This window comes from Bradyrhizobium sp. ORS 285, assembly GCF_900176205.1.
GTDB lineage: Bacteria > Pseudomonadota > Alphaproteobacteria > Rhizobiales > Xanthobacteraceae > Bradyrhizobium.
Window position 1 is genome coordinate 2,784,650 of record NZ_LT859959.1, and the last position, 14,131, is coordinate 2,798,780.

11 protein-coding genes are annotated in these 14,131 nt (G+C 65.9%); 7 read left to right on the plus strand and 4 right to left on the minus strand.

Annotated features, from left to right (window positions below):
• Window positions 1–203 precede the first annotated feature (203 nt).
• From BRAD285_RS12610 to BRAD285_RS12625, 4 genes are all read left to right on the plus strand, one after another.
• Window positions 204–1,409 (plus strand): CaiB/BaiF CoA-transferase family protein, encoded by a 1,206-nt coding sequence (locus BRAD285_RS12610; protein ID WP_006610849.1) that lies wholly within the window; start codon window positions 204–206, stop codon window positions 1,407–1,409.
• Between the two features lie 4 nt (window positions 1,410–1,413).
• Window positions 1,414–2,580, plus strand: a complete 1,167-nt coding sequence (locus tag BRAD285_RS12615; protein ID WP_006610850.1) for an acyl-CoA dehydrogenase family protein — start codon at window positions 1,414–1,416, stop codon at window positions 2,578–2,580.
• A 398-nt stretch (window positions 2,581–2,978) separates the two neighbouring features.
• Entirely contained in the window at window positions 2,979–4,115 is a 1,137-nt protein-coding gene (locus tag BRAD285_RS12620; RefSeq protein WP_006610851.1) for a thiolase family protein, read from the plus strand.
• Window positions 4,112–4,468: a Zn-ribbon domain-containing OB-fold protein gene (locus BRAD285_RS12625; protein ID WP_006610852.1), complete on the plus strand. Its 357-nt coding sequence runs from the start codon at window positions 4,112–4,114 to the stop codon at window positions 4,466–4,468. The genes BRAD285_RS12620 and BRAD285_RS12625 overlap by 4 nt, the downstream gene beginning before the upstream one ends.
• Window positions 4,469–5,126: 658 nt before the next feature.
• On the opposite strand, the gene glsA is transcribed toward BRAD285_RS12625, so the two are convergent.
• Entirely contained in the window at window positions 5,127–6,989 is a 1,863-nt protein-coding gene (gene glsA, locus BRAD285_RS12630; protein ID WP_006610854.1) for a glutaminase A, read from the minus strand.
• A 384-nt stretch (window positions 6,990–7,373) separates the two neighbouring features.
• On the opposite strand from glsA, the gene BRAD285_RS12635 reads away from it, so the two are divergent.
• Both BRAD285_RS12635 and BRAD285_RS12640 read left to right on the plus strand, forming a co-directional pair.
• Window positions 7,374–8,357, plus strand: coding sequence for an IclR family transcriptional regulator (locus tag BRAD285_RS12635; protein WP_006610855.1), 984 nt, complete (start codon window positions 7,374–7,376; stop codon window positions 8,355–8,357).
• Window positions 8,287–9,846 carry an acyl-CoA carboxylase subunit beta gene (locus BRAD285_RS12640; RefSeq protein WP_006610856.1) on the plus strand — a complete coding sequence of 520 codons (1,560 nt, stop codon included), beginning with the start codon at window positions 8,287–8,289 and terminating at the stop codon, window positions 9,844–9,846. Before BRAD285_RS12635 ends, BRAD285_RS12640 begins: the two co-directional genes overlap by 71 nt.
• Window positions 9,847–9,852: 6 nt before the next feature.
• On the opposite strand, the gene BRAD285_RS12645 is transcribed toward BRAD285_RS12640, so the two are convergent.
• From BRAD285_RS12645 to BRAD285_RS12655, 3 genes are all read right to left on the minus strand, one after another.
• Window positions 9,853–11,136 (minus strand): MFS transporter, encoded by a 1,284-nt coding sequence (locus BRAD285_RS12645; protein WP_006610857.1) that lies wholly within the window; start codon window positions 11,134–11,136, stop codon window positions 9,853–9,855.
• A gap of 85 nt (window positions 11,137–11,221) precedes the next feature.
• Complete coding sequence (locus BRAD285_RS12650; protein ID WP_006610858.1) at window positions 11,222–12,409, minus strand: acetyl-CoA C-acyltransferase; 1,188 nt, start codon at window positions 12,407–12,409, stop codon at window positions 11,222–11,224.
• 141 nt (window positions 12,410–12,550) lie between these two features.
• Window positions 12,551–13,321: an enoyl-CoA hydratase gene (locus BRAD285_RS12655; protein WP_006610859.1), complete on the minus strand. Its 771-nt coding sequence runs from the start codon at window positions 13,319–13,321 to the stop codon at window positions 12,551–12,553.
• A gap of 150 nt (window positions 13,322–13,471) precedes the next feature.
• Here BRAD285_RS12655 and BRAD285_RS12660 point away from each other — a divergent pair, with 150 nt between their 5' ends.
• A complete protein-coding gene (locus tag BRAD285_RS12660) occupies window positions 13,472–14,128 on the plus strand; it encodes a TetR/AcrR family transcriptional regulator (RefSeq protein ID WP_006610860.1) in 657 nt (218 codons plus the stop codon).
• The last annotated feature ends 3 nt before the right edge of the window (window positions 14,129–14,131 follow it).

Here is a 14,131-nt window from a genome sequence, read left to right on the forward strand (position 1 = left end):
GCGGAAGGGAATCGCAGAATGCAGGTGTTGGCGCGGAACAATCTGGTGCGCCGCAACGGCGCTCGTCCGATCGTGATCCGCGCGACGGAATGTGGCCATGGCGCAGTCTTGCGCATGGCCCCATACGTGCGCAGCCGCTTGCCCCGGAACCGGCTGTGCCGTTAGCTCTGTCGATAACAACGAACGAGGGAGCTGACGCCGCGATGGGACCGCTTGCGGGCATCAAGGTCATCGACATGACCACCGTGCTGATGGGGCCGTATGCCGCCCAGACGCTCGGCGACTACGGCGCCGATGTCATCAAGGTGGAGTCGCCGGAGGGCGACGTGACCCGGAAAATCGGACCCTCACGTCATCCCGGCATGGGCCCGGTGACCCTCAACACCAACCGCAGCAAGCGGGTGATCTGCCTCGACCTCAAGAAGCCGGCCGGCCGCGAGGCCGTCCTGCGGATGGTCAAGGACGCCGACGTCCTGCTCTACAACATACGTCCTCAGGCGATGGTGCGACTTAACCTCGGCTATGACGTCATCTCCGCGCTCAATCCGCGCCTCGTCTATGCCGGGGTATTCGGCTTCGGCCAGGACGGACCGTATGCGGCCAAGCCCGCCTATGACGACCTGATCCAGGGCGGGGCGGCGCTGTCGCACCTGATGGCGGTGGCCGGCGACGGCACCCCGCGCTACGTGCCGAACGCGCTGGTCGACCGCATCGTCGGCCTGACGGCTGTCGGCGCGATCTGCGCGAGCCTCGTGCATCGCGACCGCACCGGCCGCGGCCAGCGCCTGGACGTGCCGATGTTCGAGACCATGTCGGCCTTCATCATGGGCGATCACATGGGCGGCCTCACCTATGAGCCGCCGCTGGACAAAGGCGGCTATGCGCGGCACCTGTCGCAGGACCGCCGGCCCTACAAGACCGCCGACGGCCACATCTGCGTCATCGTCTACAACGACAAGCAATGGGACGCGTTCTTCACCGCGTCCGGCCGCTCCGACCTGCGCGCCGACGATCGCTTCAACACCTTTGCGCATCGCGCCGCCAACATCGACGTGGTCTACGCCGAGCTGGCGCGCATCTTCCAGACTCGGACCACAGCTGAATGGACCGCGCTGCTGAACGAAGCCGACATCCCGGTCATGCCGATGCACGACCTCGAAAGCTTGCTGCATGATCCGCACCTCGTCGCGACCGATTTCTTTCCCGTCGTGAATCACCCGACCGAAGGCCCGATCCGCAGCACCCGCGTGTCCGCGACCTGGTCCGAGACCAAGGCCGAGCCGCAGCGTCTCGCGGGACGGCCCAACGAGCATGGTGACGAGATCCTGCGCGAACTCGGTTTTTCGTCCGACGAGATCGCCGCGATGATCCGTGACGGCGCGACCACGCCGCCGCCTGCGAAGGAGTGAGCGCATGGATTTCGCACTCTCGGCAAATCAGGAATCGATCCGCGACGCCGTGGCAAAAATCTGCGTCCGTTTCGACGACGCCTATTGGCTGAAGAAGGATAAAGAGGGCGGCTTCCCCGCCGACTTCCACAAGGCGCTGGCGGAGGCCGGCTGGCTCGGCATCTGCATCCCCGAGGAATATGGCGGCTCCGGCCTCGGCATTCTCGATGCCGCGATCATGATGCGCACGATCGCGGAATCCGGCGCCGGCATGAGCGGCGCCTCGGCGATCCACATGAACGTGTTTGGGCTCAATCCGGTCGTCGTGTTCGGCAGCAAGGAGCAGTGCGCGCGGATGCTGCCCGGCATCGTCGACGGTAGTGAGAAAGCCTGCTTCGCGGTCACCGAGCCGAACACCGGCCTCAACACAACGCAGCTGAAGACCCGCGCCGTGCGCAAGGGCGACCGCTACGTCGTCAACGGGCAGAAGGTGTGGATCTCGACCGCACAGGTCGCCGAAAAAATCCTGCTGCTGGCGCGCACCACGCCGCTGGAGGAGGTCAAGCGGCCGACCCACGGGCTGAGCCTGTTCTACACCGACTTCGACCGCAGCCGCATCAAGGTTCACGAGATCGAGAAGATGGGCCGCAAGCCGGTCGACTCGAACGAGCTGTTCTTCGAGGATTTCGAGATCCCGGTCGAGGACCGCCTCGGCGAGGAGGGGCGGGGCTTCGACTACATCCTGCACGGCATGAACCCCGAGCGCATCCTGATCGCCGCCGAAGCGGTCGGGCTCGGCCATCTCGCGCTGTCGCGTGCGTCAGCCTATGCGCGGACGCGCAACGTGTTCAATCGGCCGATCGGCCAAAATCAAGGCATCCAGCATCCACTGGCGAAGAACTGGATGGAGCTCGAAGCCGCCTGGCTGATGGTGCTGCAGGCCGGCTGGCAATACGACCAGGGCATGGCCTGCGGCCCCGCCGCGAATGCCGCGAAATATCTCGCGGCTGAAGCCGGCTTCCACGCCTGCGAGCAGGCGGTGATGACCCATGGCGGCTTCGGCTACGCCCGCGAGTATCACGTCGAGCGATACCTGCGTGAGTCGCTGATCCCGCGCATCGCGCCGATCAGCCCGCAACTAATTCTGTCCTTCATCGCCGAGAAGGTGCTCGGCATGCCGAAGTCGTATTGAGATGTCGCATTCAGACGAGCCGGTTTCGAGATGATCAACGACTCAGCCGTGAGGGACGCACGATGCCTGCATTCCCTCCCCCCTTGTGGGGGAGGGGCAGGGAGAGGGGTACCCCACGAAGACTGGTCGTGTGGCAACGCTCGACCCTTTCCCGCAAATTCAAGGCTGTCGCATTCGACGAAATGCGACCATCGCAGCAGGAACCCCCGCCAATTGGTTGCTCCGTCATGCCCGGGCTTGTCCCGGGCATCCACGTCCTTCCGAGCACGCCGGCCGACGTGGATGGCCGGGACAAGCCCGGCCAGGACGACGTGGAAACAGACGAGCGAGTTACGTCAGGCATCATGCATGATAGCCTTTCCCGCAAAGGGAAAGGGAGCGCAGCGAGGGCTGCGGCCATGACCTACATCACCGGCACCGGCCTGACCTCGTTCGGCCGCCACGACGGCCGCTCCTCGCTCGACCTGATGAGCACGGCGGCGCAGCTCGCGCTCGACGATGCCGAGCTCACGCGCCGCGACATCGACGGCATCCTGTGCGGCTATTCGACGGTGTCGCCCCATATCATGCTCGCGACCGTGTTCGCCGAGCATTTCGGCATCACACCGTCTTATGCGCACGCGGTGCAGGTCGGTGGTGCGACAGGGATGGCGATGGTGATGCTGGCACATCACCTCGTCGAGGCCGGCGTCGTCAAAAACATGCTCGTCGTCGCCGGCGAGAACCGGCTCACAGGGCAGAGCCGCGACGCCTCGATCCAGGCGCTGGCGCAAGTGGGGCATCCCGACTACGAGCTGCCACTTGGCCCGACGATCCCTGCCTATTACGGCCTCGTCGCCTCGCGCTACATGCACGAATATGGCGTGACCGAGCAGGATCTCGCCGAGTTCGCCGTGCTGATGCGCGAGCATGCGCTCGATCATCCCGGCGCACAGTTTCACGAATCGATCACCGTCGCCGACGTCATGGCGTCGAAGCCGGTGGCGAAACCGCTGAAGCTGCTCGACTGCTGCCCCGTCTCGGACGGCGGCGCCGCCATCATCGTCAGCCGCGAGCCGACCGGGGCGACCGCGGTGCGCGTGCGCGGCTGCGCTCAGGCTCATACCCATCAGCACGTCACGGCGGCGCCGGCTCTGAGCGAGCTCGGTGCCGAGATCGCGATCCAGAAGGCCAAGGCGGCCGCCGGCGTCGCGATCGCCGATGTCGACTACGCCGCCGTCTATGACAGCTTCACCATCACGCTGTGCATGCTGCTCGAAGACCTCGGCCTTGCCGGCCGTGGTGAGGCCGCGGCGCGCGTGCGGGACGGCCATTTCAGCCGTGACGGTGCCGTGCCGCTCAACACCCATGGTGGCCTCCTGAGCTACGGCCATTGCGGCGTCGGCGGCGCCATGGCGCATCTCAACGAGGCGCATCTGCAGATGACGGGGCGGGCCGGCCGCCGCCAGGTGCGCGATGCCGCGCTGACCTTGCTGCACGGTGACGGCGGCGTGCTGTCATCGCATGTCAGCATGTTCTGGGAGCGAGTACGATGAGCGAATCAGCCGACTGGACCAGAGGCGTGGCGGCGATCAGCTATCAGCGCTGCGCCTGCTGCGCCCATGTGCAGTATTTCCGCCGCGAGTTTTGCGCGGCTTGCGGCTCGCTTGCGCTGACGGATCACGTAGCGAGCGGCGAGGGCACCATCTACGCGGCGTCACTGGTGTGCCGCGCCGCGACGCCGGAGACGCGCGCGCATGTGCCCTACAACCTCGTGCTGGTGGATATGCGCGAAGGCTTTCGGATGATGGCCCACGGTGACCACGATCTTGCGATCGGCGACACGGTCAACGCACGCTTCGTCAGCTTCGCCGGTGGCACCGTGCCTTACTTCGGGAAAGCGCCATGACGGCGGATCACACGAGCGGAATCGGAAAAGGCCGACCGCGGGCGGCCGAGGCGGGACGATACGCACAACACATTCGTCCCGACCCGGATCGCCGCGCGATTGACGCAATACTCTACGCTACGCTTACTAACTCAAACGCAACTCTACTCGGTCGTTCGCATGAGCAATCGAGCCCACATTCCCACCTACGGGCGATGAAGCAACTGCGACGCAGAACCTCCAGACAGCCCTTCATCGCCCGTAGAACAGGACGCTGGCGATGACGATCATCGACGTCACGGCCAGCATGTGCGCGAGTGCCTCCGATGTTGCCCTCTTAGTGGCTTCCTTCATGCCGTTTCCTCCCTGGACTGGACACGACTTTCCGTTGCGCAAATACACACGCGACGGCGGCTGGAATTTTACTCGGAACACCCCATTGCGATGTCCGCTTCGCGAGTCCCCACTCGGCGTTCATCGACGGTTCAGAACATCGTCGGGTAATGCGGCGCGAATTGGGCTCGCTTATGGTTGTCCTGCGACCGACTCCCGGTAACGTTTAGGCGAGCCCGTACAATTACGAGTGATGAGAAATATCGCCTGAAGGCTATGAGCTGCTGTGAATTGCAACCTTAAGTATTTGGGTGCGCCGACGACATGCGACACTCCGATGACAGTCTCAATCGGCTGCAAGCAAATTGAGCCGCGCGTTCGCGATCGTCAGACGCTCCGCGAGCAGCTGTGCGAGATTGCGCATGATGCGCTCGCCAGCGCGTGGATGCCGCGCACGGAAGCGCTCGAAATCATCGAGACCGATCTCGAAGGCCGTCGCGGAGAAATCGGCGGTGACGTCTGCGGAACGTGTCGGTTCGAGCAGCGCCATCTCGCCGAAGCATTGCCCCGCGGTCAGTGTCGCCAGCCGAATGCCATCGGGCAAAGTGACGTGGACGACGCCGGAGCGGAGGAAGAACAGCGACGCCGCCCGTTCGCCGGAGCCGATGATGCGCTCGCTCTGCTGATAGTGCCTGATCGTCGCCAGCGCCGCCATCTCATGGCGTTCGTCGGCGGAGAGGCCGGCGAGCAGCGGCTGCTCGGCGAGCTCGGTGGTCTCGAGGAAATCGATCGCGCCGCCATAGCGGTAGACGATCTGGTCCTCCGCCCATTCGATCGCGGTGTCCAGCAGATAGAAGTCGCGCACGTTCCGGATGTCGCCGGTGCGCGCGGTGATCTCCTGCCACTCCGGCGAGGTCCGGCGGATTCCCGAGAGCACGACGGTGACGTGGAAGTCCGCCAGTTCATGAAACAGCTCGGCGAGCAGGCGCAGGCCGGCCGGTGTCATCGCGGTGACGCGGTGGAGGTCGAAGATCACGAATTGCGGACGCTCGCTCGCCGCCAACTGGCGGGAGACGTAGTCGACATTCGACAGCGACAGCGTGCCGACCAGTTCGAGCACGCGCACGGCGTCCGGATGCGCCGACAGGATCTCGCGCTCCTGGGCACGGCGGCTGCGCCGCGACGGATTGGCGCCGATGTCGTAGTCGGCGATGATCGTGGTGCGCGCGTCGTCGGAGCGGTTCAGCATGTGCAGGCCGTAATGCGCCGACAGCGCCTCGCAGACCTTGATGCCGCGCACGCTGTTGCCATGGCCGTCGAGCCGCGGCGAGTAGCTGCCGAGGCCGAGCCGGGCCGGCAGGCTCGCCAGGATGCCGCCGCCGACGCCGCTCTTGGCGGGAATGCCGACGCGGTAGATCCATTCGCCGGCGAAATCATACATGCCCGACGACGTCATCACCGAGAGCGTGCGCGAGACCGCATAGGGCGTCACGACCTGCTCGCCGGTCACCGGGTTGACGCCGCGATTGGCGAGCGTCGCCGCCATGACCGCGCAATCGCGCGCGGTGACCAGCACGGCGCACTGCCGGAAGTAGACGGCGAGCACGTCGTCGACGGGCTCGCTGATCACGTTGGAGGTGCGCAGGAGATAGGCGATGGCGCGGTTGCGATCGCCGGTCGCCGCTTCCGAGGCGAACACCGCATCGTCGACATCGAGCTTGCGGCCGGCGAAGCGGCCGAGCGCGTCGCGGATGGTCTCGAAGGCATCGGCGTGCCGCGCCTTGCGCACCAGGCCGCTGCACGCGATCGCGCCGGCATTGACCATGGCATTGAACGGATGGTTCTCGGCGTTGAGCCGGATCGAGTTGAAGGGATCGCCGGAGGGCTCGACGCCGATGACGCGTTCAACCTCGTCGGAGCCGAGGATGTCGAGCGCAAGCGCGAACACGAACGGCTTGGACATCGACTGGATCGTGAACGGCACGCGGCTGTCGCCGACCTCGTAGACATGGCCGTCGAGCGTCGCGAGGCTGATGCCGAAATGCGAAGGGTCCGCCTTGCCGAGCTCGGGGATGTAGTTCGCGACCGCGCCGTCGTGATCAGGCCAGAAGTCGGCGTGGCACGCCGAAAGGAAGCGCTGCAACGGCGGCATCGCGGCGGACGCCCAATGCTGCGGATTGCGGTGGGGGCGCGGAGTGTCGGTGGTCATGATGGCTCGGCGGGAAGACGGACGGCGCGCCGGTTATGTCGCAGCGGCGTTGGGGCAGCCAGCCCACAGTTGGGGCAGCACTGGTGAAATGTTGCCGCTGCCCAGGGATTGAGCGCTCGTCTGGACCCGCGGGCTGGGCCCGACTCGCGGAAATCCGCGCGATGTCCGCTGTCCGGGCGGCGGCTATGCGGTGCTGCAACACCGTCCCCGCGCGCGGCTCCTGGCATGCCATCCGGAATTGCGCTGAGAGGTCGCGTCTTGTGCCAACACGCTGAAGAACGATGGGTTTTAGAAACGCTCTTGTGTTGTGGGGGCAAAAAGCCTGGGCTAGCTTGTCCTGTAAGCGGAATTTAATTCCGCATAACGGAATTGAGTGGAACGCGCATGGGACGACGGTCTGAGCGATTGAGCAGGGTGGGCATGCTGCCCGGAGATCTCGCGGGCGAGGGCGAGGTCATTCAGGTGGTGTCGCGGGCGTTCGACGTGCTTCGTTGTTTCGAGGGGCACGATTCGCGACTCGGCAATCTGGAAATCTCCAACCGCTGCGGCCTGCCGCGGTCGACGGTGTCGCGGCTGACGCACACGCTGACGCGCATGGGCCAGCTGGTCTATCTGCCGCGCGATCAGAAGTATCGCATCGGCCCCAGCGCGGTGGCGATGAGCACGTCGATGACGCGGGGCTTGCAGCTGCGCAATCTGATCCGCCAGCGCCTGCAGGACGTCGCCGAGCAGTTGCCGGGCACGGTCGGGTTCGTCATCCCCGATCAGTTTCATCTGGTCTATCTGGAGTTCGGCCGCGCCGCGAATGCGCTCGGTCTGCACGAGACCACCGGCAGCCGCATCTCGATGGCCTCGACGGCCGCGGGGCACGCCTATGTCGCTGCGCTGGAGCCGGAGGTCGGCGACGCGCTGCTGGCCGAGATGGAGCGCGAGATGCCGGATGCGGCGAATCTCTTGCGGCCGCGCCTCGAGCACAACAGGCAGTTCCTGAAGGAGCATGGCTACGTAGTGGCCTGCGGCCTCTGGAGCCCGCATATCAACGGCCTTGCGCTGCCGGTGTGGTCGCCGCAGTACCAGACCAATGTCGTGCTGACGATCGGCTTGCTGTCGGCGATGTATGACGAGCAGCGCCTGCACGACGAGGTGGCGCAGCCGATGCGCGAGCTCGGCCGCAACATCGCAGCCCTGCTGCAGGGCGCGGAAGCCGATGTCTTCAACAGCCGGATGGAGAGGAAGCCGCTCCAGGTGACGACGAAGACCAATCATAAGAAGACCATCACCGGGGCAGGGGGAACGAATGAGTTGGCAGCCGGAGCTCGAGGAATTGGCCCGGCGCGAAGCCTTCGCGCGGGAGATGGGCGGGCCTGACAAGGTCAAGCGTCAGCACGACCAGGGCCGCCTCACCGTCCGCGAGCGCATCGACGGCGTCGTCGATCCCGGCAGCTTCCACGAGATCGGCGCCGTCGCCGGTCTCGGCGAATATGACGAGCAGGGCGAGCTCACGCATGTGACGCCCGCGAACTGCGTGTTCGGGCGCGCCCGCGTCGACGGCCGCACCGTCGTGGTGGTCGGCGACGATTTCACCGTCCGCGGCGGCTCGGCCGATGCCTCGATCGCGGCCAAGCCGCTGATGGCGGAGGAGATGGCGCACGACTTCCGTCTGCCCATCATCCGCATCATCGAAGGATCTGGCGGCGGCGGCTCGGTCAAGACGATCGAGACCAAGGGTGCGGCCAATCTGCCCGGCGGCATCGGCGGCAATCGCTGGTACCGCTACACGACCGAGAACATGTCGCTGGTGCCGGTGGTCGGCCTCGGGCTCGGCTCGGTGGCAGGCCTTGGCGCGGCCCGGCTCGCGGCGAGCCACTATTCGGTGATGACGCGGCAATCGGCGATGTTCGTCGCCGGCCCACCGGTCGTGAAGCGGCTCGGTCAGGACCTCGGCAAGATGGAGCTCGGCGGCGCCGACATCCAGACCAAGGCCGGCGGCGTCGATCATGCCGTCGACACCGAGGCGGAGGCGTTCGCCTGCGCGCGTCGCTTCCTGTCCTATCTGCCGTCCTCGGTGTATGAGCTGCCGCCGACCTTGCCCTGCACCGACGATCCGCAGCGCAGCGACGAGCAACTGATCAGCGCCGTGCCGCGCGATCGCCGCCGCGTCTACAAGATGCGGCCGATCATCGAGTCCGTCGTCGACAGCGGCTCGTTCTTCGAGGTGGCGCAGAACTACGGCCGCCCGCTGATCGTTGGTCTCGCGCGCCTCGAAGGCCGCGCGGTGATGGTGCTGGCGAGCGATCCCTATCACTTCGGCGGCTCATGGACGGCGGACGCCTGTCAGAAGGTGATCCGCTGGGTCGACTTCGCCGAGACGTTCCATCTGCCCATCGTCTATCTGATGGATTGCCCCGGCTTCATGGTCGGCCTCGACGCCGAGAAGGCGGCGACCATCCGCCATGGCGTGCGCGCGATGGCGGCGGTCAACCAGTCGACGGTGCCGTGGTGCACGGTCATCGTGCGCAACAATTTCGGCGTCGCCGGGGTGGTGCACCAGCCGGCCGACCGGTTCTCGATGCGCTACGCCTGGCCGTCCGCCCATTGGGGCTCGCTGCCGCTCGAAGGCGGCATCGAGGCGGCGTATCGCGCCGAGATCGATGCGGCGGCGGATCCGAAGGCCAAGCTGAAGGAGATCGAGGAGCGGCTGACCAAGCTGCGCTCGCCGTTCCGCTCGGCCGAGAAGTTCTGGGTCGAGGAGATCATCGATCCCCGCAAGACGCGCTCACTCCTCTGCGAGTTCGCGCGCCTTGCCGAGCCGCTGCGTACGCCAGGGCCGCCGACCGCGATGACGACGCGGCCGTGATGAGTGTTACGCCGCGGCAGGCTTGGCCTGCCGCGCGATCGCCAGCGCCAGCAGCGCGGCGACCATGCAGAGCGCGCCGGCCATGAAGAATGCCGGCAGATAGCTCTGCAGCAGGGTGCGTGACAGGCCGGCGCCGAACGCGGCAGTGCCGGCGCCGAGCTGATGTCCGGCGAACACCCAGCCGAACACCAGGTTGGCGCGCTCCGGCCCGAACCGCTGCGCCGTCAGCCGCACCGTTGGCGGCACGGTTGCGATCCAGTCGAGGCCGTAGAACATCGCGAACAGCGACAGGCCATAGAAAGAGAAGTCGGTGAAGGGGAGAAACAGGAGAGAGAGACCACGCAGGCCATAGTACCAGAACAACAGCCAGCGATTGTCATAGCGGTCCGACAGCCAGCCCGAAACGATCGTGCCGACGAAGTCGAACATGCCCATCGCGGCGAGGAGGCTCGCGGCCTGCACCTGGGGGATGCCGAAGTCGAGGCACATCGGAATCAGGTGCACCTGCACGAGCCCGTTGGTCGAGGCCCCGCAGATGAAGAAGGTCGCGAACAACATCCAGAACACCGGCACCCGCACTGCATCACGCAGGGTGCCGAGCGCGGTGGCGAAGATCGACGTGCTGACCGGAGGCGGGGCCGCGATCGGCTCGGTGCCCTTGTCGCCGAAGGGGCGCAAACCGAGATCGCTCGGGCGGTCGCGCATCAAGAGCAGGACGGCCGTGGCCGAGACGGCAAGGGCGCAGCAGACCAGCGCAAGCGCGGTGCGCCAACCCAGCCGTTCGGTCAGGCTGGCGAGCAGCGGCAGGAACACCAGCTGTCCGGTGGCGACGCTGGCGGTGAGGATGCCGACGACGAGGCCGCGCCGCGCGACGAACCAGCGCGTGGCGATGGTCGCGCCGAGCACGAGCGCAGTCATGCCGGTGCCCAGGCCGATCACGACGCCCCACAGCAGCACGAGGTGCCAGACCTGGGTCATCGCGAGCGAGGCGAGCAGCGCCGAGACCACGATCAACTGCGCCAGCAGCGTGATGTTGCGCAGGCCGTAGCGGTTGAGCAGGGCGGCCGCGAACGGCGCCATCAGCCCGAACAGCACGAAGCGGATCGACAGCGCCGAGGAGATCTCCGCGGTGCTCCAGCCAAATTCCTGCTGCAAGGGCACGATGAATACGCCGGGGGCGCCGACCGTGCCGGCCGAGACCAGCGCCGTGAAGAAGGTCACGGCGACCATCACCCAGCCATAGTGGATGTTGCGCCGTCCGAGGGCTGCTGCGAGCTGATTGGAGATCATGCGGGTCTCGTGAGGCTGGGAAACAGCGCCAGTCTGGCAGACAGCGCGGGTGGCGTGAATGGCAAAGATCCCTCGCTTTCGGACATCAGGGCCGTTCGAGCGCGATCGCCGTGGCCTCACCGCCGCCGATGCACAGCGCGGCGACGCCGCGCTTCAACCCACGGGCCTGCATCGCATGCAGCAGCGTCACCATCAGCCGTGCCCCGGTGGCCCCGATCGGGTGGCCGAGCGCGCAGGCGCCGCCATTGACGTTGAGCCTATCACGGGGGATCCCGAGATCGCGCTGCGCCGCCATGGCGACGACAGCAAACGCCTCGTTGATCTCGAACAGGTCAACGTCCTCGACCTGCCAGCCAATCTTCTCGAGCAGCTTGCGGATCGCCGGGATCGGCGCCGTCGTGAACCATTGTGGCTCCTGGCTGTGCGTGGCGTGCCCCTTGATCTCAGCGAGCACGGGCAGCCCGTCGCGCTCGGCGCGCGATCGCGTCCCCAGCACGAGCGCTGCTGCGCCGTCCGCATTGGCCGAGGACGCCGCCGGCGTGATCGTGCCGTCCTTGCGGAACGCCGGCTTGAGCGCCGGGATCTTTGCCGGATCGACCTTGAGCGGATGCTCGTCATTGGCAATCACGCGAGGGCCGGATTTTTCCGTCAGCGTGATCGGCGCGATCTCGGCCGTGAAAGCGCCGCTCTCGACCGCCTTGCGCGCGCGGGTCAGGGTTTCCACCGCATAGGCATCCTGATCGGCGCGGGTGAACTGATAGGCCTCGGCAGTTGCCTCGCCAAAGTCACCCATCGAGCGCCCGGTGTCGTAAGCGTCTTCCAGCCCGTCCAGCATCATGTGGTCGAGAATGCGATCGTGGCCGGCACGATAGCCGCCGCGCGCCTTGGCCAGCAGATAGGGCGCATTGCTCATGCTCTCCATGCCACCGGACACGACGATGTCGGCCGAGCCGGCGCGGATGATGTCGTGCGCCAGCATCGTCGCCTTCATGCCGGAGCCGCACACCTTGTTGATCGTGGTGGCGCCGGTCGCATCCGGCAGACCTGCGCCGCGCGCGGCCTGTCGTGCGGGGGCCTGGCCCTGACCGGCCGGCAGCACATTGCCCATGAACACTTCGCTCACCGCGTCGGCAGGGACGGCCGCACGGTCGAGCGCCGACTTGATCACGTGAGCGCCGAGCTCATGCGCACGCAGCGGCGACAATTCGCCCATGAAACGGCCGAGCGGGGTGCGGGCGGCGGACAGGATCACGACGGGATCTGACGAGGCCATGACGGGCTCCCTGGATTAAGATTATGGTCATCATATAACGGTGGCTCGAAAATGCAAATCGGCGATCCCGGGGAACTTGTAGTGAACAGGTCAGCGGGATTTGCCGGAAGCTACAGCCGGAAACTTGGCAAAAATTGCGCTCTAGCGCTTGCGATCGATGAAGTGCTGCATCAGCCGCTTGGGCTCGTCGGTCAGGAACGATCGTCCGAAGGCGCCGATCGACACCTCGATCGACTCCTTCAGCGGCAGGTCCTCCCATTGCCGCAGCAGGGCCTTCTGCGCCCGCAGTGCTTCGGGTCCGCAGGCGAGCAGCGAAGCAATGATCTTCTCGACTGCCGCATCGAGCTCGCCTTGCGCGGCGATCGAATCGACCAGGCCCCAGGCGAGCGCGGTCGGGGCGTCGATCGTCTCGGCGGTCATCACGAGCCATCGCGTACGGCCCCAGCCGATCAGTCGCGGCAGCAGCGCGGCATGAATGACCGAGGGAATGCCGACGCGCACCTCCGGCATGCCGAACTTCGCATCATGTGCCGCGACGCGGATATCACACGCTGCCGCGACTTCCAGGCCACCGCCGAGGCACCAGCCAGGCATACGCGCGATCACGGGTGCCGGGAAATTTCGCACCGCTTCACATAGTCCGGCCAGTCGCGTGATGAACGCCTCCGCTGAGGCTTGATCGAGCCTCGCCATCTCCTTGATGTCCGCGCCGCCGATCATGCTCTTCTCACTTTCGCCAGCCAGTACGAGCGCACGAATGCTGTCGTCGGAGGCGAGTGATTGCAGTCCGGCTTGTATGCCAAGGATGGCCGCCGACCCGACAATGTTCAGCGAGCCGGCATTGCAGATCGTGAGCCGCACCACGCCGCGGGCGTCGCGACTCACGCCGCAGTGAGAATTGAGCATATCCATGGCCGGCCTCGTCTGGGGTGTTGGGTGGAAGTCGCGGGAATAAATCAGGCCAGCGAAGTTGATTTAGATCAACTCGAATTCATCAAATAGCTGCAGCGAGCAGGGCGCAGAGCTGCTATTGTATGACCTCGGACATTCAATGGGACGGCAATGCGCTACTCTCCGGAACACAAGGCGGAAACCCACGCGCGAATCGTGCGCAAGGCGTCGGTGCGGCTACGGGAGAAGGGCGCTCACGGCGTCGGTGTTGCCGATCTGATGAAAGAGGCCGGGCTCACGCATGGCGGCTTCTACGCTCATTTCGAATCGCGCGATGCGCTGGTCGTCGAGGCGTTCGGTTATGCGATCGATCGGTCGGTGGAGCGCTGGCGCAAGCTCTTGGACGAATTGCCGCCGCAAAAGCGGCTCGCCGCCATCGTCGACGGCTATTTGTCGACCGAACATCGGGACGATCCCGGCCATGGCTGTGCGGTTCCCGCTCTCGGGGCCGAAATCGCGCGCGAGAGCGCCAAGACTCGCAAAGCCTTCGCAGCGAAGCTGGAAGAGCTGATCGACCTGTTCGCCGATTATATCGCCGATGTGCCGCGCAAGACCGCACACAAGCGGGCCTCCGCGATGCTCGCCACCCTGATGGGGACCATCGTCATGGCGCGCATTACCGGCAGCGGCGAATTATCCGAGGAGATCCTGAACTCCGGTCGCGAGGTGGCGCTGGCGGTTGCCAATGGTGACGGGGCAGCGGCGAAGACCTCGGCGCGGGCGCCCTTAAAAAGGCCGCTGAAAAAGGTGGCCGGCGTTAAGCGCTGAGCC

Excerpts from the sequence above, each read along its gene's own strand:
- BRAD285_RS12610 (WP_006610849.1), top strand. The coding sequence starts at position 204 with ATGGGACCGCTTGCGGGCATCAAGGTCATCGACATGACCACCGTGCTG.
- BRAD285_RS12615 (WP_006610850.1), top strand. The coding sequence starts at position 1,414 with ATGGATTTCGCACTCTCGGCAAATCAGGAATCGATCCGCGACGCCGTG.
- BRAD285_RS12620 (WP_006610851.1), top strand. The coding sequence starts at position 2,979 with ATGACCTACATCACCGGCACCGGCCTGACCTCGTTCGGCCGCCACGAC.
- BRAD285_RS12625 (WP_006610852.1), top strand. The coding sequence starts at position 4,112 with ATGAGCGAATCAGCCGACTGGACCAGAGGCGTGGCGGCGATCAGCTAT.
- glsA (WP_006610854.1), bottom strand. The coding sequence starts at position 6,989 with ATGACCACCGACACTCCGCGCCCCCACCGCAATCCGCAGCATTGGGCG.
- BRAD285_RS12635 (WP_006610855.1), top strand. The coding sequence starts at position 7,374 with ATGGGACGACGGTCTGAGCGATTGAGCAGGGTGGGCATGCTGCCCGGA.
- BRAD285_RS12640 (WP_006610856.1), top strand. The coding sequence starts at position 8,287 with ATGAGTTGGCAGCCGGAGCTCGAGGAATTGGCCCGGCGCGAAGCCTTC.
- BRAD285_RS12645 (WP_006610857.1), bottom strand. The coding sequence starts at position 11,136 with ATGATCTCCAATCAGCTCGCAGCAGCCCTCGGACGGCGCAACATCCAC.
- BRAD285_RS12650 (WP_006610858.1), bottom strand. The coding sequence starts at position 12,409 with ATGGCCTCGTCAGATCCCGTCGTGATCCTGTCCGCCGCCCGCACCCCG.
- BRAD285_RS12655 (WP_006610859.1), bottom strand. The coding sequence starts at position 13,321 with ATGGATATGCTCAATTCTCACTGCGGCGTGAGTCGCGACGCCCGCGGC.
- BRAD285_RS12660 (WP_006610860.1), top strand. The coding sequence starts at position 13,472 with ATGCGCTACTCTCCGGAACACAAGGCGGAAACCCACGCGCGAATCGTG.